Annotated in this window: 13 protein-coding genes; 6 read left to right on the top strand and 7 right to left on the bottom strand. The window is 47.6% G+C overall.

What is annotated here, in order from left to right; translation table 11 throughout:
• Positions 1 to 117: 117 nt before the first annotated feature.
• Positions 118 to 3,345: an efflux RND transporter permease subunit gene (locus OP864_RS14580; RefSeq protein ID WP_270098888.1), complete on the top strand. Its 3,228-nt coding sequence runs from the start codon at positions 118 to 120 to the stop codon at positions 3,343 to 3,345.
• Positions 3,346 to 3,943: 598 nt separating this feature from the next.
• Here OP864_RS14580 and OP864_RS14575 read toward each other — a convergent pair.
• Together OP864_RS14575 and OP864_RS14570 are read right to left on the bottom strand one after the other, a co-directional pair.
• Positions 3,944 to 6,757, bottom strand: a complete 2,814-nt coding sequence (locus tag OP864_RS14575; protein ID WP_270098887.1) for a T9SS type B sorting domain-containing protein — start codon at positions 6,755 to 6,757, stop codon at positions 3,944 to 3,946.
• 235 nt (positions 6,758 to 6,992) lie between these two features.
• Positions 6,993 to 7,964 (bottom strand): DUF3137 domain-containing protein, encoded by a 972-nt coding sequence (locus OP864_RS14570; protein WP_270098886.1) that lies wholly within the window; start codon positions 7,962 to 7,964, stop codon positions 6,993 to 6,995.
• A gap of 364 nt (positions 7,965 to 8,328) precedes the next feature.
• On the opposite strand from OP864_RS14570, the gene OP864_RS14565 reads away from it, so the two are divergent.
• Complete coding sequence (locus OP864_RS14565) at positions 8,329 to 9,390, top strand: leucine-rich repeat domain-containing protein (RefSeq protein WP_270098885.1); 1,062 nt, start codon at positions 8,329 to 8,331, stop codon at positions 9,388 to 9,390.
• 82 nt (positions 9,391 to 9,472) lie between these two features.
• On the opposite strand, the gene OP864_RS14560 is transcribed toward OP864_RS14565, so the two are convergent.
• From OP864_RS14560 to OP864_RS14540, 5 genes are all read right to left on the bottom strand, one after another.
• The gene (locus OP864_RS14560; protein WP_270098884.1) at positions 9,473 to 11,752 is read right to left on the bottom strand and encodes an aconitate hydratase; all 2,280 of its coding nucleotides are present in this window, start codon (positions 11,750 to 11,752) and stop codon (positions 9,473 to 9,475) included.
• A 1,241-nt stretch (positions 11,753 to 12,993) separates the two neighbouring features.
• Entirely contained in the window at positions 12,994 to 15,246 is a 2,253-nt protein-coding gene (locus tag OP864_RS14555; protein ID WP_270098883.1) for a patatin-like phospholipase family protein, read from the bottom strand.
• 108 nt (positions 15,247 to 15,354) lie between these two features.
• Entirely contained in the window at positions 15,355 to 16,167 is an 813-nt protein-coding gene (locus OP864_RS14550) for a YARHG domain-containing protein (RefSeq protein WP_270098882.1), read from the bottom strand.
• A 4-nt stretch (positions 16,168 to 16,171) separates the two neighbouring features.
• On the bottom strand, positions 16,172 to 17,008 hold the full coding sequence (locus OP864_RS14545) for a YARHG domain-containing protein (RefSeq protein ID WP_270098881.1): 837 nt from the start codon (positions 17,006 to 17,008) through the stop codon (positions 16,172 to 16,174).
• A 20-nt stretch (positions 17,009 to 17,028) separates the two neighbouring features.
• Positions 17,029 to 17,847, bottom strand: a complete 819-nt coding sequence (locus OP864_RS14540; RefSeq protein ID WP_270098880.1) for a YARHG domain-containing protein — start codon at positions 17,845 to 17,847, stop codon at positions 17,029 to 17,031.
• A gap of 298 nt (positions 17,848 to 18,145) precedes the next feature.
• On the opposite strand from OP864_RS14540, the gene OP864_RS14535 reads away from it, so the two are divergent.
• The 4 genes from OP864_RS14535 (at position 18,146) to OP864_RS14520 (ending at position 22,248) form a co-directional block, all read left to right on the top strand.
• The gene (locus OP864_RS14535) at positions 18,146 to 19,132 is read left to right on the top strand and encodes a LemA family protein (protein ID WP_270098879.1); all 987 of its coding nucleotides are present in this window, start codon (positions 18,146 to 18,148) and stop codon (positions 19,130 to 19,132) included.
• A 231-nt stretch (positions 19,133 to 19,363) separates the two neighbouring features.
• Positions 19,364 to 20,116, top strand: a complete 753-nt coding sequence (gene yaaA / locus OP864_RS14530) for a peroxide stress protein YaaA (protein ID WP_270098878.1) — start codon at positions 19,364 to 19,366, stop codon at positions 20,114 to 20,116.
• A 39-nt stretch (positions 20,117 to 20,155) separates the two neighbouring features.
• Positions 20,156 to 21,373 (top strand): glycosyltransferase family 4 protein, encoded by a 1,218-nt coding sequence (locus OP864_RS14525; protein ID WP_270098877.1) that lies wholly within the window; start codon positions 20,156 to 20,158, stop codon positions 21,371 to 21,373.
• 80 nt (positions 21,374 to 21,453) lie between these two features.
• On the top strand, positions 21,454 to 22,248 hold the full coding sequence (locus tag OP864_RS14520) for a hypothetical protein (RefSeq protein WP_015693967.1): 795 nt from the start codon (positions 21,454 to 21,456) through the stop codon (positions 22,246 to 22,248).
• Positions 22,249 to 22,477: the final 229 nt, after the last annotated feature.

The raw sequence follows: 22,477 nt of genomic DNA, 5'->3' as shown, positions 1-22,477 counted from the left end.
AGCGACCCGACCAACGGGAGCCGACGCAGCGAAGCAAGTAACAGCGAGCCCATGCACAGCCCGACCTGGCCAAAGGCCAGGGCAGCCCCAAAAACATATTCTAACGATAAGCTCATTATGAAATCTATAGTATCCTTTTTTATTAAAAACTCGATTGCGGGCAATATCCTGATGGTCGTGATTTTACTCTTTGGCTTTTTTGGCCTGAAGAATATGAAATCGACCTTTTTTCCGCCTGCCCCCGAGAAATTTATTAACATACAAGCCGTTTTGCCCGGGGCCTCTCCCGAAGAAATTGAGCAAGGGATTGTATTAAAAATTGAGGAGAACCTCAAAGGTTTGACCGGTATTGAACAGGTCAATTCGGTCTCTTCTGAAAATGCCGCCTCCGTTACCGTTGAAATCAATAGTAGCTTTAATATTGATTTGGTGAAACAGGATGTGGAAAATGCCGTGAATCAGATTAGCTCTTTTCCGGCTGGTATGGAATCGCTGCGGATATTCAAGCAAGAAAACCGCAACTTTACCTTTAGCTTTGCCCTGAGTGGGAATGTGCCCCTGAAAACTCTAAAAATGGAAGCTCGGCAGATTGAGGACGAGCTCAGAGCCACCCCAATTATGTCTAAAGTGACCCTTTCTGGCTTTCCAGAAGAAGAAATTGAAGTGGCTTTTCGAGAAGAGGACCTCATTCGCTACGGCATTAGCTTTCAGCAGGCGGCCGCAGCCGTTCGAGCCAGCAACCTAGAGATTACTGGAGGAAGCATTAAGGGCCAAGAAGAAGAGCTTTTGGTGCGGGCCCGAAACAAAGGCTATTATGCTGAAGAGCTGAAGAATATTCCGGTCCGAAATACAGCCGATGGAGGGATTATTTACCTTTATCAATTAGCCGATATTGAGGATAAATGGGCCGATGACCCCGAGCGCAGCTTTATGAATGGGGAGGCATCGGTGGTGATCACCATTCAAAATACCGATGAAGAGGACCTTTTGACCATTGCAGAATACATGCGCAATTATGTCGATGAATACAACCAACAAGCAGGCCCTATTCGAGCCACGACGATCCGAGATGGCTCGGTGACCTTGCAGCAACGGATTGACCTCTTGGTAGAAAATGGGGTGATCGGCTTTATTTTGGTCCTTTTGGCCCTAGGCTTCTTTTTGCACTGGAGTATTGCCTTTTGGGTGGCTGCGGCCATTCCCATTTCCTTTGCCGGTATGTTTATTATTGGTAGCTCTGCCGATTTGACCATCAATGTCGTCTCGCTCTTTGGGATGATCCTCGTGATTGGTATTCTGGTTGATGATGGAATTGTAATTGGCGAAAATATTTATGCCAAATATGAGCAAGGGATGGACCGAAACCAAGCCGCCTTAGAAGGGACCATGGAGGTTTTGCCCGCTGTAATTTCAGCCATTTTAACGACGGTGGTTGCCTTCTCTATGTTCTTCTTTATTGAGGGCCGAATTGGAGATATCTTTGGCAATATGGCCTTTGTGGTGATCATGACGCTCATCTTTTCTTTGGTGGAGGGCATGCTCATTTTGCCGGCCCACTTGGCACATTCTAGAGCCATGGCCAGAGATGCTAAAAAGACGCTTTTCGAGCAGTTTTTTGACCGCCTAATTGGGGGTATGGATGCCCTGATGGGCTGGATGAGAGACCGTCTTTTCTCTCCTGTTCTTCGGCTTTGCCTAACGGGCCTACAAAGAAGTTTGCCCGTGGCCGTTTTGCTTGGCCTGATGATTCTATCTATTGCAGCAGTCCGTGGGGGCTTGGTCAAAACCACCTTTTTCCCATTCATTGAGCGTGATAATGTAGATGTCACGCTGACTATACCCGCAGGAACTCGAGAACAAAGTACCAATGAACTCCTTACTTATATCGAGAAAAAAGCCTGGGAGGTCAACGAAGATTATAAGGCCCAAAGAGAAGATGGCCAAGATATTATTGAGAAAATTGAACGCAGTCTAGGTCCCGCTAGCTACAATGGCAAACTGGCCATTACGCTGATGGATGGCGAGCAACGCGCTACCCCCGTTCTCGAAATTCAGGATGCCATCCGCAAAAAAGTAGGGCAACTCATGGGGCCCGAAAGCCTCTCTTATGGAAGTAGTTCGGTCTTTGGCAAGCCCGTTTCGGTGGCGGTTTTAGGCGATAATCTCAAGGATTTGGACCTAGCCGTAGAGGCCCTCAAAAAGGAGCTTGACGCTATCGAGGGGCTCAAGGATGTATTGGATGACAACCAGCCTGGCCTCCGAGAAATCAATGTTTCTCTCAATGATAAAGGCCGCCAACTAGGCCTGAATCTCCAAGAGGTGCTGGCCCAGGTTCGTGGCGGTTTCTTTGGTGCCGAGGCCCAACGCCTACAAAGAGGCCGAGATGAGGTCCGCGTTTGGGTGCGCTACAAAACAGAAGACCGCTCTAATATCGGTCAGCTAGAGAATATGCGCATTCGCTTTGCCGATGGCCGCGAATTCCCCCTCTCCGAAATTGCCAACTTTAAGGTAGAACGCGGGGTGGTGAGCATTAAGCACCTCGACGGAAAAAGAGAGGTGAAGGTAGAAGCCGATATTGCCAATAAAAAGGTCTCGGTTTCTGATATCACTACAGAAATTAAGGAGGAAATTGCCCCCCGCCTAGAGGCGCAGTTCCCCTCTGTAGAGTTCTCTTTTGAAGGCCAAAATAAGGAGCAAATGAAGAGCGCCAACTCTATCAAACAGGTCTTGCCGATTATCCTCATCCTGATGTTTATCATCGTGGCCCTTACTTTCAACTCTATCGGCCAAGCGGTGATTGTCTTTGCCATGATTCCCTTTGGACTGATTGGTGTGGTTTGGGGACACTGGTTTTTGGATGCGCCAATTAGCTTTTTCTCGGTGCTCGGAATTATCGCCCTGATCGGAATTATGGTCAATGATGCGCTGGTTCTCGTTTCGGCCTACAATGGCTTTATCAAAGAGGGCCTAGAACCCATGCAGGCCGCCTTTGAAGCGGGCCGCTCTCGCTTCCGGGCGATTGTACTGACCACTCTAACAACGGTTTTGGGCCTCGGCCCACTGATGCTAGAAACTAGTTTCCAAGCGCAGTTCCTCATTCCGATGGCTATTTCGGTGGCCTTTGGTTTGTTGGTGGCCACGGTGGTTACGCTCTTGCTTTTGCCCGCCTGTCTGCTCTTGGCCAACCGCTACAAATGGTTGCTGGCCCAGTTCTGGACCGGAGAGCAGTTTTCGCCCATCGAGGTGGAAGCCGCCCACAAAGGCCGAAGAAACCACTTTTTCCTTTGGCTTTTTGGCCTAGTGGTAATCATCGCTTTCTTCGTCCTGATTATGAATTTATTCTAATCCTACTCAACTAATTTTAGAAGCCTCAGCTTTTGCTGGGGCTTTTTTTGTTTTTGGGGCCTCCGCTGCGGCTTCGCCTTGCGGCGCTACGTTTCGCAGCTCGCAGGTCTGCTCGGCCCTGCGCCGCCAAAGGCGGCTGGGTCTGGCCTTCGGCCACTGCTGCACATCGCTAGGCCGTTTGGCCTTCGGCCATGGCGGCTTCGCCGCCTGCCATTCATCGCCTAGGGACAAGCCCCTAGGCTAATCCAATAGAGTCAGCCCTAAAGGGCCTCCACTGCTGATATAGCTGCTCTTGCTCTCTAAAGGATGGCCCAAAAGTTAATTTCATGAGGGTTTTAACCCTCATTTATAGGTCATTGCGAAGCAATACCATCTGGCTGTAGGTTTTAACCTACAGGAAAAAGGCCCGAAGGGCCGTCGGCCTAGGGGCCTGAAAGGGGGCCGCGCAGCGGCAGACCCAGGGCGAAGCCCGCAGGGCCGAGCAGACCTGCGAGCCCTGCAAGGGCCCGGCCGCCGAAGGCGGCAGGCCCCAAAAAAAGACAAAAAAATAGCCCTAACTTTCGCTAGGGCTATAAAAAGCTAAGTAAATTCTCTTAGACTATCGGGCATTGCGGATCAGGTGAATTACGCCCTTAAGTGGGGCCACCTTATCGCAATCCATACAATTAATTTGCAATTTGCAAGTGTAATAATACACATCTTCGGCTAGGTCTTGGCCCGTCTGCTGGTCCTTTCCATCCCAATTGATGGCGGGATTTTCTGTGCGGAAAACCTCCTGGCCCCAGCGGTTAAAGACCCGGAAATCTACGGCCTCGATATAGCGACTAGGCAAACAAGGACCAAAAAAGTCGTTGGCGTTGTCATTATTGGGCGTAAAGACATTGGGCAGCTCATAGAAGGGACAGTTATCGCTTTGGACCACTGTACTGGGCACACTCTCATTGCCGCCCCCATTGGCTTCTACAGAATCTACAGTAGTTACATAATAGCAGCCCGCTAGATTGTAATCGGCAGGTTGGTGGATAAAGAAGGTATCGCTAAGATCCGTAATTTCGGCTACCAATTCATAGGCTGTGCTATCACAATAGGGGGCAAAATATAGGCGATAAGCAGCAATATCGAGTCCACAACTATCCGTAGGCCGCTGCCAGCTAATCGTATTGGCCATATCGGTTTGTTCTCGGATAAAGCCCTCGCAAAGTCCGCGATTTTCTTTATCAGAATCATCATCAAAAGCCTCACAGCCCGAAAGCGCCGCCACCGCAATAGGGGGGCAAGGGGCCAAGGTATCTAGCGGAGAACCACAGGCCCGCTGCGATTTATTGAGCAAAGGCGAAAAGACATCGGGAATGCCGTAGCTACCGATACTTTCTACATAATAGCAGTAGGTTTCTCCATTTTCTAGCTCTTCATGCACATAAGTGGGGCTGTTCACGGTATCGAGGACCGTATAGCTATTGCTGCCTGTGGGAGTTTCTAAGAAAACGACATATTCCGTATTGGTCCAAGGCACATTTTCGGTCCAGACCAGCTCATTGGTTTGGTCTGTAGCATTGACCGTTAGGTAGATAGAAGAGGCCAGACTAGTGGCGCCAACTGTATCCCCATTGGCATAAAAAGCGACCCGATAAGAGTAGGCATTTTCCTCAGTATTTAGTCCTGTATCCAAAAAGCTAAGGGTATCGGCTAGGGCCGAGTAGCTATTAAAGTTAGTGGAGCTAAAGATGGGTGTAGACAGAAAATTAGCGCCATTTTGTCCTTCTGAGCGGAAGAGCTCGTAGCGATAAGGTGGCACCGTAAAGTTGGTATCTAGTTCGGCGGCTCTAGGTTTGGCCCAACGGACCAAGATATCGCCATTGGCCAAATCGGTACTTTCTACATCTGCATTTGTCATTAGGGGAAGGTCTTGGGCCATTTGCACACAAAGCTCGGCAGAGCTACGGCCAGAGACAGGTCCTAAAAAGTTATTGGTTCCAGGAACGGGGGTCGCAAATTCAGGCAAAACCCGATAACTATAAATCCCGCCAGACTGCACGTTGGGGTCGGTAAACTCAAAATTCCCTGAGGTTGCGGCTGTAGTGACTAAGGCCCCAAAGTTAATTTGGGTATAGCCCAGGCCAGGCAGGCCAACCGTACAAGAATCTAGTTCGGTATTATCGCAGCTAGATTTTCGCCAGACCGAAAAGCCCAAAAAGCCTGCAGAGCTCTCACAAAGATAGGGGGCATCCCAGCTAAGGTCCACTTGGCCGGGACTAACAGTAGACTGTAAGTTTTGGACCGGAGGGGCTACTACTTTAATGCGCAGCACCTTAAAGGTGGCCAAAGAGGCATCTAGGCCATTATTGGTCATCAAAGAATCTCTAGCTTTAAATACCACCTGCCAAGCCTGTTGTTGGATATGCTCGCAATTGGTTTGCCAGCGGAAGCGGCTAGAAACGGGGGTAAAACCAGTAGTATTACTAAAGGTAGCGGCCCCATTGGTCAATTCTAGAGGGCCACCTGTAGCGGTAAGCGTAATGGGTTGAACGGGGATATCGCTATCTAGGGCGATGGCATCAAAATCGATGAGTTCGCCAGCCTCCACACAAATTTCCTCGGGTACTTGTAGTTCGGGGGGGGTGTTTTGGGCATTTCTAATTTCGATTTGGATATCTCGGATGATACCGCCTAAGTAAGCGCCATTTCGGTAAGATTTGACGCGGATAGCGATGTTATACTCTCCTGCCACCTGCGGGGTATTCCAAGTAAAGAGCCCTGTTTGTTGGTCAAAGGTATAAGTATTATTAGCGCCTGGGCCAATAGCGTTTACGGGTAAAAAGCCAGGAACTGGATTATTCAGATCGCTAAGGCAGGTCACTAATTCGTAGGCCACACTATCTCCATCGGGGTCATAGCCATTGGGCGTATGTTGAAATACTTGGCCCACCACCCCAAAATCGATTGGGGGTTCGAGTAAGATGGGCGAGTTATTATTGCCATAAATAGAAGTGGGAAAAAGGAAAACCTCTGTTTGCACATAGAAGGCTACATTCACCGAGTTTCCGTTATTTACATTAAGAATATCGGCATTTCGGTTAGGATCTTGCATGCCCATTACATAAGGTTGGCCGCCGGGGTTGGGGCCGGGATAGCTATGCGTAGCGGTATAGACATTCATCCGAATATCTTGGTGTAGCATAACAAAATAATCTCTGGGCACCGTAGAGGAAGTCCCATCTCCCCAACTCAAATCGAGTTCGGTGCGATCGGCATGAATAGACTGTCCACTAATCTTTGTATAGGTAACAATAGTGGCCTCGATACTGAGGGGACCAGTTTGGCGGTAAGTAATTTCTCCTGCACGGTTATGAGTAGCCCAGAGCATAGACAAATTGGCGAGGAGAAAAAGCGATGATAAGAAAAGCTGCTTCATAGATAATAGTTAGAGCGTTTAAGGTCAAGCTAGGGAAAAAGTTTTCTTTTTTTAGTGACCAGACTGACAAGTTTAGCCATTTATTGGCTATAGCCATATTATAGGAAGAAGTGGCTAATAGAAAACGAACAGCTGATAGCCTTTGCTAAGGATTCAACAAAAATTGTCCCACATAGGTTTAACGTACCATGTGGGACAATTAGTTAGGCCAAGGCCTTAATTTAAGGGCAAGCCCTTAATTCTTTGTTTTTCGGAGTTGGTCTAGGGGCAGCTTATGAATTAGGTCAAAGCAGCTTTTGAGCTCGGCAAAGATGCGTTGCAGCATTTCATTATCGGCGGTGAGGCTTTTGTGTAGTTCTGGTTCAAAGAGGCGTTCATGGCTTAAGGGGATTGCAATATAGAGTTGTTGATCTTGGAAGGCCAAAGAAATTTGGCTTTCAAAGGTTTCTCGGATCCAAAGCACAGAGTTGATGAGTTCTTGAGTAAGAATCATCTTAGCTTCTGGAATATTTGTAGAATAGATAGCAAATTTATTCTCAAAATCGGGTGCATTGTCAAGATGGAGCAAATCGCCCTCTCGGAGTACATCCAGTTGGTCCTGAATTTTAACGGCTAGTTGGCCCAACCACTGTTCATAGTTATCGGGAACAATAAAGGTGGCTCCTTTTAGTTGGGTTTCAATATCTAAGACCATAAAGATCCCGTTAAATAGGGTTACTTCATTTTTGCCTACTAGCTGCTGAGCATTTACCTCTGAAAAGCGCATATTCATGCCTGCTACTACGCCAGAAAAATAGTCCTCTCCAGTGTAGCCCTCATTGGCTTTACCATGAAAAAGGTGGCTTTTGTAGAAATCTACCTTGGGCACATAGTTATTGGGTTGATAGTGCATACTGGGGTAGAAATTGGCGACCATTTCCTTAAAGAACTGTGATTTGAACTGTTCTCTATACAGCTGTTTGGGTTTTTGGAGTTGTTGGACATACATCCAGCCCAAAAGTGCCGAAGCGCCTACCATTAGAGCAATGGCCAAATACCAAAACTGAGGAATAATGAGCATACTTGCTGCGGCAGCAACAAATAATACAATAGGAATAACAAGGAGCTTTTGAATGAGCTTAAAGGCGGACAATTGTCGTTTCCGCTCTGTTTCTAAGCGCTCGATGACCTCTTGCATAGAGGATTTTAACTGTTCAAGGTTTTTCATCAATTAGGTCTTATGATAATACGAATCGCAAATATAACTTTTCCCTTTGTTTTTTCCCTAAAATGATGGGTCTAGCTTTTTTAAAATTCCTTTAATCTTCTTCTGCTTTGCCTAGAGCGAAGCCGTTCCTCGGCCCAGCGCTGCGGAGCGGGTGGCCGCAGGCCAGACCCAGGGCGAAACGAAGTGGAGCCCGCAGGGCCGAGCAGACCTGCGAGCCCCGCAGCATAGCGGCGGCCAGCTTGCTGGCCGCGGGCCCCAAAAAAACAGTTAAAAGAACTGTAAAATTGTACTTAAGACAAAAAAAATATCCCTTAAATTAGAGTAGAGTTCCCCCAGCTATTATTTACCCTTTAATCCTTTTTTCATGCTCAAACCATTGCAGTTTTTGCTGGTCTACCTCCTGTTTTCGACCAGCCTTTGGGCCCAGTATCCCCAAGCCAAAGTAGCTGATAACTACGCCTATGTTGAATCTTCTAAGCGGGGGCTCGACCCTCAGTATGCCGAGGATGGATTTAATGGCCTTATCTTTAGCAAAAAGAATAAATGGGCTGGTGAATTTATTGAAAATTACAAAAATCAGTTGGTCTATTTGGGTTTTGCCTATAAGAAAATGGCGATTCCTGAAGAGGTGGCCAAGCTTGAGCGCCTAGATGAATTTGAACTAGGGCAGGATGCCTTGAATGCCAAAAAGCGGAGCAAGCAAAAGTATCAGTTGCCCAGTAGTATTTCTGCCTTAAAGGTAAAAAAGCTCCAACTTGCTGGGCAAATTACGCCCTTTTCGACCTTAGAAGAATGGCTATTGAAAAATGATGCCTTAGAAGAATTGGATCTAGGATTTGGGACCGCTTTTCGGGCAAGCAAACTACAGGCCTTGCTCGAGCAGCCCAAACTTAAGCAAGTCAACATTGTTGTAGATGGATCCGCTCAGCTAGCTAGCGCAAGTATAAGTCCCCAACTAGAGGTCCTAAAAATCTTCCCTAAAGACAGCAAAAACCCCTTGCCGATTCGCCTATCGGGAAAAGGATTGCCCTTGCTCAAAGTTGCTTTGGCTCCCTTTGACCTCAATGATAAGGCTACGGCGGCTGTTTTGGCTGCTTCGCCAAACTTAGAAGAGCTGACGCTTGCCGAAAGTGCAAGCCTAGCCGATGGTCTGGCCCTGCTACAACAAATTAAGTCATTGCGTTGCCAGCTGAGCAATTTGAGCAGTACAGAAATTGAGCAACTGGCCAAATTGGGCCAACTGAAAGAACTCTATATTGTTGTTGGCAACAAAAGTATAGCCGTCAGCACCCTAGCCGAATTCAAGCAATTAGGCCAATTGAAAAAGCTGACTATCGCTTATAAAAAGAGCAGCAAAAAAGTGAAAGCCGACAGCCTAAAGGAGCTACAGAAAGCCCTCCCTACGGTTGAAGTACAGGTATTTTAGTCTAGCTTAAGGATGAAAAACAAAAAGCAACTAGCCCTTTCGGACTAGTTGCTTTTTTATGTTCCTAAAACTAACTTAATGCCTAGGCATTAGCAATTTCTTCACGGATTTTATTGAGGGCAGAACCAGCCTTCACCCATTCGATCTGCTGTGCATTGTAAGAATGTTGTACCTCGATGTTATCAACGGTACCATCAGCATGCTTGAGCTCGATATTGAGGGTTTTGCCAGGCGCAAAAGTCTCAAAGTTAGTGATGCTCACCAGGTCATCTTGGCGAACCAAGTCATAGTCGGCAGGATTCACAAAAGTGAGGGCCAACATTCCTTGTTTCTTCAGGTTAGTTTCGTGGATACGGGCAAAAGATTTTACCACAACGGCCTTAACGCCCAAGAAACGGGGCTCCATAGCCGCATGCTCACGAGAAGAACCTTCACCTAGGTTATCTTCACCGAAAACGATGGTTCCGATACCTTTTTTCTGATACGTTTTGGCTGAATCGGGAACGGCCATGTAGTTAGCTTCTGCGCCTTCAGCGTAGTTAGCTACATTGTTGGTTTCTTCATTGAAGAAGTTTACCGCACCGATATAGCAGTTACCAGAGATATTCTCTAGGTGACCGCGGTAAGTCAACCAAGGACCAGCCATAGAGATGTGGTCGGTAGTACACTTCCCTTTGGCTTTGATCAACAAGCGCATGCCAGTTACTTCCTCTTTTTGGATGGGCGTAAAGGGCGTAAGCAATTGTAGGCGATCAGATTCGGGATTTACCGTTACATTGATTCCAGAACCATCTTCGGCAGGAGCAACATAGCCCGCATCTTCTACATCAAAGCCTTTGGGAGGAAGCTCCACACCTGTGGGAGGATCGAGCATGACTTCTTCGCCATTCTCATTGATCAATTTGTCTGTGAGGGGGTTGAAGCACATATCGCCAGAGATCGTCATGGCGGTTACCAACTCAGGAGAAGCTACAAAAGCTTGGGTGTTGGGGTTACCATCGGCACGTTTGGCAAAGTTACGGTTGAAAGAGTGAATGATAGCATTCTTCTCTTTTTTCTCGGCACCAACACGGTCCCACATACCAATACAAGGACCGCAAGCATTGGCCAAAACCATACCTCCGATTTCCTCAAAATTGTCTAGCAAACCATCGCGCTCGGCAGTAAAGCGAACCAATTCCGAACCGGGAGTGATAGTAAACTCTGCCTTAGCTTTAAGGTTTTTGGCAGCAGCCTGACGAGCCACAGAGGCCGCACGGCTCAAATCTTCATAAGAAGAGTTGGTACAAGAACCAATCAAACCTACAGACAATACTGAAGGGAAGTCATTTTCTTTTACCGCTTTGGCAAACTCAGAAATAGGCCAAGCACGGTCGGGAGTGAAAGGACCATTGAGGTGGGGCTCCAACTCAGTCAAGTTGATTTCAATCACTTGATCAAAGTATTGGCTAGGATCTGCATAAACAGCAGCATCACCAGTGAGATGCTCTTTTACGCCCTCGGCCAATTCAGCTACATCGGCACGGCCAGTAGCCTCTAGGTAGCGCTTCATAGAAGCATCATAACCAAAAGTAGAAGTAGTAGCTCCAATTTCAGCCCCCATGTTACAGATGGTTCCTTTACCTGTACAAGACATGCTCTCGGCACCTTCACCAAAGTACTCTACGATATAACCTGTACCGCCTTTGGCACCAATAATACCTGCTACTTTGAGGATAACATCCTTGGGCGAGGTCCAACCACCCAATTTACCTGTCAATTTTACCCCAATCAATTTGGGCATTTTAAGCTCCCAAGGGAGGCCAGCCATTACGTCTACGGCATCGGCACCACCAATACCAATAGCAACCATACCCAAACCACCAGCATTTACAGTATGAGAATCGGTACCGATCATCATACCACCGGGGAAGGCATAGTTTTCCAAAACAATCTGGTGAATGATACCCGCTCCTGGCTTCCAGAAACCAATACCATATTTATTAGAGACAGAGCTAAGGAAGTCATAAACTTCTTCGTTCTTGTCGTTGGCTACTTCCAAATCTTTGTCCGCACCCACCTTAGCCTGAATCAAGTGATCACAGTGTACAGTAGAAGGTGCAGCCACCTTGTCGCGGCCCGCCATCATAAACTGCAAAAGCGCCATTTGGGCAGTAGCATCTTGCATCGCCACTCGATCGGGAGAGAAGAATACATAATCCTTGGCCCGGCCATAATTCTCCAAAGGAGAAGCTTGATCCAAGTGAGTGTAAAGAATTTTTTCGGTTAGCGTGAGCGGACGGCCCAAACGTTCGCGCACAGCCTCAATTTTTTTGGGTAAAGCAGCATAAACCGCTTTGATCATATCAATGTCGAATGCCATAGGATACGCTAAATTTTTGCAATGAAAAAAAAGGTGTTCAGAACCCCAGACCAAATAATGTTCGCCTGAGGTTCCCTATTCTAGTCGTTGCGAAAATACATTTTTTTAGTCATTTTTCAGCGCCAAATCTTTTTTTTCGTTTTCCTTAATCTATTTTTTTAGATATAGTTTTTGCTTTTCTGCTGCTGCTGCTTTTTTTGGGGCCTCCGCTGCGGCTTCGCCTTGCGGCGGTTACTCCCTTCGGTCGTCGAACTGCGGCCTGAAGGCCTTGTTGTCGTTGCGCAGCTCGCTGTTCGCTCGGCCCTGCGCGGGCTGCGCCCGCTTGGTCTGCGGCTGCGCCGCACTGCTGCACATCGCTAGGCCGTTTGGCCTTCGGCCATGGCGGCTTTGCCGCCAGCTAGCTGTAGCTTAAAAGCCGCAGGGCCTGAAAACGAGACTGTTTAAAATTTTGTATTTCTCCTTTTTGCTGCCTAGGGACAAGCCCCTAGGCGATTATATAATGTGAAGATCTCTGGGGTAAAACCATCGGCCCATAACAAGCTCTAATAAACAGCAAACCAGGGCTTTAGCCCGCCAGTTTACATGGCCCCACAAGCATGGGCTTCAGCCCATGGCCAGAAAACCAACTAATTCTAAAGAGGTTACTCCCCTCTCTAAAGGCACAAGAAAAAGTTGAAGGACTAATGTCCTGCACCTAGGCGACTATTAGCCTAAGCTAGTTTACTCCCAGACATAACTTTTGCCTTTTTTCATTTTGTTACGTTTTTTCAGTTTTTAACACAACCCTAACACATAAGCCTAAAAACGGTCCTTATTCTGCGTCTAGAGGCGGCGAAGCCGCCGGCTGAGGGGCTGTAGCAGGGCCGCCGAAGGCGGCAGACCGAGGAGCCAAAGGCGACGAAGGGCCGAGCAGACCTGCGAGCTGCGCAATGGCCCGACCCGCCCGATAATTCATGAGGGTTTCAACCCTCATTTTGTATAGCTTCGCAAAGCGATGCCGCTTTGCGCTGGGTTTCAACCTAGCGGAAGGGGCAGCCCCAAAAAAAAAGCAAGCAGCTTCCCCAAGCTACTTGCTATAGAACTCTAGTGAGTTCAAATGTTAATCCCCATGATTTACCCCAAACTTAATTGGATGACAAGGTATTTCCGTCTTGTCTATGACAAAGATAGGGCAGTGATTCGGTGGTTTTCTCTTTAGATTACCTAATGCCTAAAAATGGGTTATTTACCTAAGGGCCTAGCTATTTGACCATTTCCTCTAGGCGGTCGAGGGCGGCTTGATTGGCGGGCAGGAGGATCGCTGAGAGGATATCTAGTTTTTCTCTGGCCGTTAGGTGCAGGCTCAAAGAGGCCTTTTGTTCTAGGGTGGTGGGGCGATAGACAAAGCGAACAATATCCAGTTGCTCCTCCCCCATTTGGGCCTGCAATTGGCCCAGCATAGCATCCTGCTGATAATCTTGGAGGTTGCCCACATCGAAGACGGCAGAAAGCGGGCTAAAAATAGTGCTGCCTAGGCCGGGGCGCTCGGCCTGCTCGATGGGCTCCACCTTTTCGTTTCCTCGGATCGAAATAATGAGGACCCCAGAGGTATTCTTCTTGATCCATTCTTTAAAATTGGCTGAAAAGCGCAGGGCCGTTTCTACCCCATAATTATCTCTAAAGCCGGCATCCATGGCCTCTAAAACGGGGGTAGAGGGTAGTTGGACATTTGGGAAGATCACGGGAAAGGTCGAGCTCATCCGCAGGGCCGAGCAAAAGCGCAGATTATAGGGATTTTGTTCTTGAAAAAGGGCCCCAAAATCTACGGCATCCACCTCTGCATAATCTTTGGCAAAGGCGGGCCGCATCATATAGCTCAGGGGTTGGGGCGAGATATAGAGGTAGCGGCCATCATTGATAATAATGGGGCTAAGAATCATCATGGGAATTTGGCCATTAAACTCGGGCTCCATATAATCTTGGAGGTTGCGGTTCATTAGGCCCTCTGTATTTTCTATAAACTGTTGCTCCCAGCTATAGCCTCGGTCTTGTTTGTAGGTATAGCCATTTACCTTTCGTTTGACCCAAGGCACAAAGGCATCATTGACCAAAAAGGTAAACATGGGCGCATTAGACAGGTCTTTGCCCACATTGACCAAATAGCTACTATCTAAGAGATTAACCTCTCGGCCCAACTGTTTTTGATAATAGAGCTCTCGGAAATAGGCCGAGCCCCACATGCCCCCAGAAGCGCCCGTCATCAGGACCGTATGCGGCATGAGCTTGCCCTCTAGGCGCTTTTCAATTTCTCGGAGCACATGCATACTCCAAAGGGCCGCCCGTTGTCCGCCTCCGCTCACGGCCACACAGATGAGTTTGGGCTTGCGCAAAAAGCGGCCCTTAGGAAACTGCTTGCGCCAATTTTCTAAAATCTGCAACTGATGTTTTTTGTCCGCAATCATTTGCTCGGGCCGAGCAAGACTATCTAAAACTGCATAATTGTAGCGGGCCTTTTTGCTGTAATCCATACCATAGGCGGCATTTTCATAGCTCAGCCAGCCATCTTTGAGCAAAGAATTGGTCAGCAAGAGCAAAATGACCAAAACCGGGCTGCGCCAAGCATTTAGCCAATAGCTGAGCGCTCCCAAAAAGGTCGTCAGCACCGAAAGCAAAATGAGCACACTAGCCGCCGTGGGAATCCGAAAATAGGGAACATCCACAAAGGCACTCATGAGAATGAGGGCCGTAATGCTCAGGCTTTGGATAAGCAGGGCATTGGCGTGATTTTGCTTAAAGATTTGCTCCAATAGCTTAAAATCATAATGCTTTACCGAGCGAGTTGGGCGAAAATGCAGGCGCTCCGTCAAATAATAATCGGTTCTTAAAGCATTAAGGTAGGGATTGGCCTTGGCCTCGGCCAGCATGCGCTCATTTTTGCGCAAAATGAGCGCTTTGAGCGGAGCCGAAAGCTTTAGCTGTTGTTTTTGCTGCAAAAAATACAGCTCGCTATTGGTCCAGCGAAAATACAAGAGGCTCAAAAAAATCAGGCTCGAAAAGCCCAAAATAAGGCCCAAACAGTAGTAAATCAGGCTGTACTCATCGGCAAACTCATTATACCACTGAAAATGAATTAGGCTGCCCAAATAATAAAGGATAAACAGGCCTGGCAAAGCAAAGTTATTGAGGCTAAACTTGGCAAAGGGGCGCGACAAAGAGGCCAAAAAGGGAAACTTAGGACTATATAATATATAAGTCGTGCTGTTCCAGGCCATATAGAACATACCCAGTGTTAGCCCAATAATAAAAAAGCTCCAAAAGCTTACAGCCCCCATATATTCGGGGTCTAGCATAAAATAACGAAAGCCCATACTGCTCCCAAATTGCCCGGCTAATACCCCAAACAAAAAGAGCCAAAGGAGCAAAAAGAGCAACTGGCTTTTAAAGTGCAGGAGCAGGAGCTGAACAGGAAAGCTGTACATCAAGAGGCTGAGGTACTTGCGAAAAAAGGCTTGCATCTTCGGCATTAGATCTAGATAAATTTGGATCTATTGGGGTCAATAAAAAAAGGCTAGCCCGCAAGAAGCAGACCAGCCCAAAAATAAGCATATCTCTGAAATAAGCGTTTATTTTGCCTTAATCGCCTCTACTTTTTTAATCAAAGCAATATTATCCTTTTCTAAAGGACTCAAAAAGGCGGTCACATCAGAGGCCAAAGCCTGATAGCCCTGCGCTTTAAAATGAGCCTTCAAGCGCTCATCCTTAAACTTATAGCCATAGGCCGCAAAAACCTCATTGCGCATCAAGCTCAGTTCTTCCAAGCTTTTATCCTTGAGCTCCGAGGGCTGCAAGGGCCGAGTGGAAATAGCCATCTCTTTGCGCTCTGGATTGGCTATATTTTGCAAACTCAGATGAATATTTCGCTTTGGATTATTGAGCGGTTGCCCGACCTTAAGCACATCCTCCACAATAAGGGGCTCCATCTCTTCGCTAGAGTTCTCTACCCGCATGACATAATCCTCATAAGAAGAAGGACCAACATCAGTGGGGATTTCTTTGCCATTGGGCTTACCATAATAGTGGCGTTGGGTCTTAAAATGAATCTTATCCCCTTTTACTTCCCATTCGCCAGTATATAAAGAAGGCTTATATTCGTCTGGGCTAAGGCTATAAATAAAGCGGCCATCATCTAGTAAGTAGTAGTACTCAAAAATTTTCATATAATGGTCGCGCGCATAATACTTGCCCGCTACCGGATGATCTCGCTTGGCCCTTTGCTCTTCTTTGGGCAGTTCGGGGGCCTTCAAATCGGCATAAGGACCGCTCAGCTCTTCTTGGGCCTCTCCTTCTATCTCCGAAACGCTAGTTGCCGTGTTTTCTCCCGCACAGGCGGCAAGTAGTAGGAGCAATAAGGCCCCTAGAATAGTCTTTTTATACATGAGTTTAATGTTTAGTTTGTTCCTTTTTAATCGTTTCTACCTGCTTAATCAAAGCAATATTATCCTTTTCTAAGGGACTCAAAAAGGCGGTTACATCAGAGGAGTGGCTTTTAAAGCCCTGCGCTTTAAAATGCGCAGCCAAGGCCTTATCCTTAAACTTATAGCTATAGGCCGCAAAGACCTCATTGCGCATCAAACGCAGCTCTTCCAAACTTTTGTTCTTGAGCTCCGAGGGCTGCAAGGGCCGATTAGAGACCTCTGCAGAACTCCGCTTGCTATCCTTTGCACGCAAAAAGGTATGAATATCCGAACTTTTCAGCCCATGCTCATAGACCTCAAAGGGTAGTTCCTCGCCCTGTCCCTCTTTAATATCTATAGGGTCTATAGCCCTGCTGTAGCTCTTCATTTCCATAATGTAATCTGCATAGGTACAGCTGGAGCCGCAGGGCGGAATTATTGGTCCATTTGGCTTACCATAATAATGAGCATCTGGTTTAAAGCTAATTTTATTGCCTTGGGCACTCCACTCACCAGTCATGACAGAAGGAATATAATCCGAATTTATGGTATACATAAAACGGCCATCATCAAAAAAGTAGTAGCTCTCAAATGTAGAGGCATAGGCCATTGCATAATGTTTGCCCACCACCTCATGCTCTACCTTTGGCCCTGCTTCTTTTTTGGGCAGTTCGGGGGCCTTCAAATGGGCATAAGGATCGGCGGCTGTTTCTGTTTGTACAGCGCTTTCGCTGCTTGTTGAGGTAGTGGTTGTTTCGGCTTCGCCAGCACAGGCGGCCAAAAACAGGCCTAAAAAGGCCAGGGGGATCATCTTTTTGTACATCTTTTATCTAGATTTTTAGCTTATTTCTTTTTAATGGCTTCCACCTTCTTAATCAAGGCAATATTATCCTTTTCTAAGGGACTCAAAAAGGCATTTACATCAGATGAATGTCCATAAAATCCTTGGTTGCGAAAATGTTTTTTTAGGGCCTCATCCTTAAACTTATAGCCATAGGCCGCAAAAACCTCATTGCGCATCAAGCGCAGCTCCTCCGCGGTTTTATCCTTCAATTCGGAGGGTTGCAAGGGCCGCTCAGAAACCTCTAGGTAGCTTCGCTTGCTGTCTGCGGCTCGCAAAAAAGCGTGAATATCAGAGCTTTTTAGGCCATGTGGAGACACATTAAAGGGAAATTCATCGCCTAGGCCCATATCAATGTCTATAGGGTCAATGCCTTGGCTGTATTTTTCTACTCGCATGCCATAATCATCATAGGTGCAGACAGAGCCACAGGGCGGAATCATCTTCCCGGTCGGTTTGCCATAATAATGAACCACATTCTTAAAGCTAATTTTAGGGCCTTCGGCGGTCCAATCGCCAGTCAGTATAGAGGGGCTATACTCCGAGCTGCTCGCATAAACAAAGCGGCCATCATCAAAAAAGTAGTAATTGTCTTCGGTAGAAGCATAGGCCACCGAATAATGCTGGCCCACCGCCTTATGTTGCACCTTAGGCCTTTGTTCTGTTTGAGAAATTTCTGGCGCCTTCAAATCGGCATAAGGATCGGCGGCTGTTTCTGTTTTCATCGGGCTTTCACTGCTTGCTGCCGCTTTTTCGGCCTCGCCAGCGCAGCTCGCTAAAAATAGGCCCAAAAAGGCCAGGGGGATCATCTTTTTGTACATGGGAATATTGGTTTTAGTTAACTATATAAAGTTATTATAAATATCTTAAGATTGCAAAGCTTTTTGATTTTTTGGGGCTGCCCCGCCTAAAGGCGGGTCGGGCTGTCTCGCAGCTCGCAGGTCTGCTCGGCCCTGCGCCGCCTTTGGCGGCTGGGTCTGCCGCTTCGCGGCCCTGCTGCCCATCCCTCAGCCGGGCGCTGCGCGCCTAGGCGGGCCTTGCCCGCCTTTGGTCCTTTTTGGGCTTGGGTCTCCCCTTCAAAAGCTAAAAAATCCATATCTTGCAAAAAACAATTACGCTATGGCCAAGGAACAACAATCTGTTCTGCTCGAAAAATACGTAGAGCAACTGCTTGCCCTGCAAGCCAAAAAACAAGAAGCGCCCCTCAATCTTGCCGAGCTCAAGGAAATTGCCGAGAGCATTGGCCTTTCTGAATCAGATTGGCAGGAGGCCCAAAATACGGTGCGCCAACAGACCAAAATTGGGCAGCAACATATTGCGGTGGCCAATTTTCCCGCGGCCATTCAGGCCCTACAGCTAGCCGTCAATATTAACCCCCTAGCTGAACAGGCCCTTTTTTATTTGGCCCAAGCTCATCAATTGCAGTTTGCCCAAACGGGCAAAAAAGAAAACCTTTTGGCCGCCCAAGAATATGCCCAAAGGGTACTGCTCAATAGTAACCCCCAACTCGATAGCGCTAGCATCGAGCTGATGAAAACGATTAAGGATAGTGAGCAAAAGCAGAAAAAAGGAAAATGGCTGCGCTTGGGCATTTTTAGTGCTGTTCTGCTACTTTTTGGCCTAGGCCTCAACTTCTATTACTTTAGTAGCCGACAGGCTGTTTTGCAAGAAGAACAAGAAGTACAAAAACAATGGGCCCAGGTCGAAAATGTCTATCAGCGGCGCTTAGATTTGGTCCCTAAATTAGGACAGCTTTTGTCTCAGGAAGAAAGCGCTAGCCAAGCCAAATTGGCCGAAATCCAAGCCCTAGAACGCCAACTCAAACAAACAGATTTGGAGCAATATGCCCAGCAACAAGCCGAGCTGAGCAAAAAAATCAATGAGCTGCTTCAAGGGATAGAACAAAAAGGTCAGCTCTACCGAGATATCCAAATCCAAATTGAAGGGGCCGAAAATAGAATTTCGGTAGAAAAGCGTAAGTACAACGAAAAAGTAGGCGAATACAATCAGTTTATTATTCAGTTTCCCTACAACCTCATGGGCTATACCCCCAAAGCCTATTACCAAACTTCGGCGGCGGGTAAAGATGCCCAGCTCATCCACTAAACAAACTGCGGCGGACAGGGCGCAAAGCGCCCGCAGGCTGAGGGATAGAAAGCAGTGGCCGAAGGACAGACCCAGTTTTTTTGAGCGAAGCGAAAAAAAACGCAGGGCCGAGCAGAACTGCGAGCTGCGATATAGCCCGACCCGAGCCAAAGGCGAGGGGCAGCCCCAAAAACATCCCCTTCCAACCTTCAGAAAATTCATATCGTCAGAAGAAAAAAACAATAGCACAGCATGTACCTCTTGCTTTCTCCAGCCAAAACGCTGGACTTCTCGCCTACGGCTATTTCTCAGTTTACGGAGGCCGATTTTTTAACCCAGTCTGCTGAATTGATTGATATTTTGGCTGATTATGGACCAGAAGATATTGCTCATTTGATGAAAATTAGCGATAAACTGGCCGAGCTCAACCATCAGCGCTTTGCCGATTGGCAGCCGCCCAAGGAGCTAAACCCTGGCAAACAGGCCCTTTTGGCCTTTCGGGGCGATGTATACAAAGGCTTGCAGGCCGATGATTTTGGACCAGAAGAACTGGCTTTTGCTCAGGAACATCTGGGTATTTTGTCGGGCCTCTATGGCTTGCTGCGTCCCTTGGACCTCATTTTGCCTTACCGCCTAGAGATGAAGACCAAATTGCCCAACCCCAAAGGAAAAAACCTTTATGCTTTTTGGGGCGAGCAACTCACCAAGGCCGTTAATGAGCGTGCTCAGGGCCCTATTGTCAACCTGGCCTCTAAAGAATATTTTTCGGCCCTACAGCCCAAGGCCCTAGAACAGCCCCTTTATCAAATTGATTTTAAGGAGGTTAATGCAGAGGGCAAGGCTCGAATTATTGCCGTGCATGCCAAAAAAGCGAGAGGGCTGATGGCCCGTTATATTATTCAAGAGCAATTAGAAAAAATAGAAGACCTCAAGGGCTTTGCCGAAGCAAATTACGCCTTTGATGAAGAGCGCTCTAGCGATTTTCACTGGGTCTTTAGTCGTTAATACCGCCCCTCCCCGCTTCCCTATCAAAAAGCATTGTCTATGAAGATTTTACAGCTCAGCAAAAAGTTTCCTTATCCGCTAAAAGATGGCGAATCCTTGGCCATTACCTATATGGCCCAGGCTCTTCATGAGCTAGGGGCAGAGGTAGATTTGTTGAGTATGAATACCAGTAAACACTATTTTGACATCAAAGAGCTGCCCGAAGATTTTAGGCATTATGGCAAAATAAAACTGGTGGATATTGATAATCGCCTAGATCCTAAGGCGGCTTTGCTCAACCTTTTTTCTAATAAGTCTTACCATATAGAGCGCTTTGAATCGGCTCATTATGCCGCGGCCCTAAAAGAGCTTTTGCAGGCCAAAGACTATGATGTGGTGCAATTAGAAACCCTTTATTTGGCCCCTTATATTCCCGTGATTCGGCAGTATTCTAAGGCCAAAGTGGTCATGCGTTCGCATAATGTAGAGCATGAAATCTGGGAGCGGATTCGAGACAACTGCTCTTTTGGGCCAAAAAAATGGTACTTACAGCTACTGAGCAAGCGTTTAGCGGACTATGAGCTCAAGCAACTCAATAATTACGATCTCTTTTTGGCCATTACGGCCAGAGACCTGCAGCGCTTTCGGGATTTGGGCCTAAAAACAGCTGCGCAGGTGGTGCCTATTGGTCTAGACCTCAGCAAATACCCCAAGCGGCCCCTGCCTGCTGCGCCCAAAAAAATTCGCTTTAGCTTTATTGGTTCTTTAGATTGGATGCCCAACATTGAGGGCCTACGCTGGCTACTCGATGAGGTCTGGCCGCAGTTTGTGGCCCAACATCCCGAGGCCGAATTTCATGTTGCAGGCCGAAACAGCCCCGATTGGCTAAATAATCTGCGCCTAAAAGGCCTAAAAGTGCATGGGGAAGTCCCTTCTGCCCAGTCCTTTATTCAAGAATATGAAATTATGCTGGTGCCCCTCAAATCGGGCAGCGGAATGCGGGTAAAAATCCTAGAAGCTATGGGCATGGGCCGCCTGGTCCTCAGTACTAGCATTGGCCTAGAGGGCATTCATGCCCAAGATGGCCAAGAGGTCCTCATTGCCGATGATGCCGCCGCCTTTTTGCAGCAGATGAAGAGCATTTATCAGCAACCCTATAAGTTATCAGAATTGGCCGCCAAGGGCCGGCAGTTTATTCATCAAAATTATGATAAACTGCGGATCGCCCAAGGCGTTCTTGAGGCCTACGAGCGACTACAGCCGCAGCCGGTCGACTAAAAAGAACGGTTTATTTTCAAAAAGCCAAGCTAAAAAGCTTGGCTTTTTTCATATCTTAATGGCTCAACAAAAAACAGCATATGGCGGTCCCTCCCCAACACAAACTGATTAAGAATTCCCTCAAAGAGCGCTATCATATTGATTTGGAGCGCTACCGCACCGATGTCATTGCCGATAGCGTCATTGGCTACATCGATGCCCCTTTCACGATTATGGTCCACCTCATCCTTTGGCCCGTTTTGACCATTGGTCTTTTGGGCTATTTGGGCATTGCCTACGTTTGGCCAATCAGCTATATTTTGGGCATTGTTTGGCTGCTCTTGGCCATTTTGCTGGGGGGAGTCAGTAGCCTGATTACCGCCGCTTTTTTTGTGGCTTGGAACCTAATGGACCATACCAAAAACCTCTATGAGGCCACCGCCGACACCCTAGAGGTCATTATTGATGACATGCGCGACCGACAGGTCCAATTGCCTCCTCACCAACGCCACTACCCTACTTTCAAAGAATGGGTGCAGGTGGTTCGGCTGGGGCTCTTTGTCCCCACGATCCGAGAGGTCATTCGGGCCAAATTGGGCTGGCCCATTGGCGACTGGATAGGCAATTTGGCCGTTAAGATTTTGGGTGGCAGTACCGACCGCAGCTTGTCGGCCATGCCGCCAGAGGTCCGTGATAGCCCCGATTATACCCCCGACCGCCTAGATGTTTATTGCGACAAAATGAAGGGCCGCATTCAGCTATTCAAAAGTAAATCGGAGAAAGTGTATACCGCTGCCGCCTGGGTTACGCTCATGCCTTTGCGCATCCTGATGTTTGTCTTTTTGGCCCTAGATGTTATCTGTTTTTTGGGCCTTTGGTGGTTTTTAGTGGGCTAATGATTTGGGGCCTCCGCCTCGCTACGCTCGTCGGCGTTACGCTTTGGGGCTCGCAGGTCTGCTCGGCCCTTCGTTTTTTCGCTACGCTCAAAAAACTCGGTCTGGCCTGCGGCCACCCCGCCGCATCACTAGGCCGCTCCACTGCCGTTTTTTTTCTTAATAGTAATTTTACAGCCGCAAATAGCAACTTCTTTGTTGGGCCTTTACCTTTGTAAAAAAAAGAAAAGGC

This window comes from Saprospira grandis (assembly GCF_027594745.1).
Lineage (GTDB): Bacteria > Bacteroidota > Bacteroidia > Chitinophagales > Saprospiraceae > Saprospira > Saprospira grandis.
Note: the sequence above shows the minus strand (reverse complement) of the source record. Positions and strands in the feature narration are given on the sequence as shown.

Bases quoted from the DNA above. Each gene is read 5' to 3' on its own strand.
- OP864_RS14580 (WP_270098888.1), top strand. From the start codon at position 118: ATGAAATCTATAGTATCCTTTTTTATTAAAAACTCGATTGCGGGCAAT.
- OP864_RS14545 (WP_270098881.1), bottom strand. From the start codon at position 17,008: ATGTACAAAAAGATGATCCCCCTGGCCTTTTTAGGCCTGTTTTTGGCC.
- OP864_RS14575 (WP_270098887.1), bottom strand. From the start codon at position 6,757: ATGAAGCAGCTTTTCTTATCATCGCTTTTTCTCCTCGCCAATTTGTCT.
- OP864_RS14520 (WP_015693967.1), top strand. From the start codon at position 21,454: ATGGCGGTCCCTCCCCAACACAAACTGATTAAGAATTCCCTCAAAGAG.
- OP864_RS14565 (WP_270098885.1), top strand. From the start codon at position 8,329: ATGCTCAAACCATTGCAGTTTTTGCTGGTCTACCTCCTGTTTTCGACC.
- OP864_RS14570 (WP_270098886.1), bottom strand. From the start codon at position 7,964: ATGAAAAACCTTGAACAGTTAAAATCCTCTATGCAAGAGGTCATCGAG.
- OP864_RS14550 (WP_270098882.1), bottom strand. From the start codon at position 16,167: ATGTATAAAAAGACTATTCTAGGGGCCTTATTGCTCCTACTACTTGCC.
- OP864_RS14560 (WP_270098884.1), bottom strand. From the start codon at position 11,752: ATGGCATTCGACATTGATATGATCAAAGCGGTTTATGCTGCTTTACCC.
- OP864_RS14540 (WP_270098880.1), bottom strand. From the start codon at position 17,847: ATGTACAAAAAGATGATCCCCCTGGCCTTTTTGGGCCTATTTTTAGCG.
- OP864_RS14535 (WP_270098879.1), top strand. From the start codon at position 18,146: ATGGCCAAGGAACAACAATCTGTTCTGCTCGAAAAATACGTAGAGCAA.
- yaaA (WP_270098878.1), top strand. From the start codon at position 19,364: ATGTACCTCTTGCTTTCTCCAGCCAAAACGCTGGACTTCTCGCCTACG.
- OP864_RS14555 (WP_270098883.1), bottom strand. From the start codon at position 15,246: ATGCAAGCCTTTTTTCGCAAGTACCTCAGCCTCTTGATGTACAGCTTT.
- OP864_RS14525 (WP_270098877.1), top strand. From the start codon at position 20,156: ATGAAGATTTTACAGCTCAGCAAAAAGTTTCCTTATCCGCTAAAAGAT.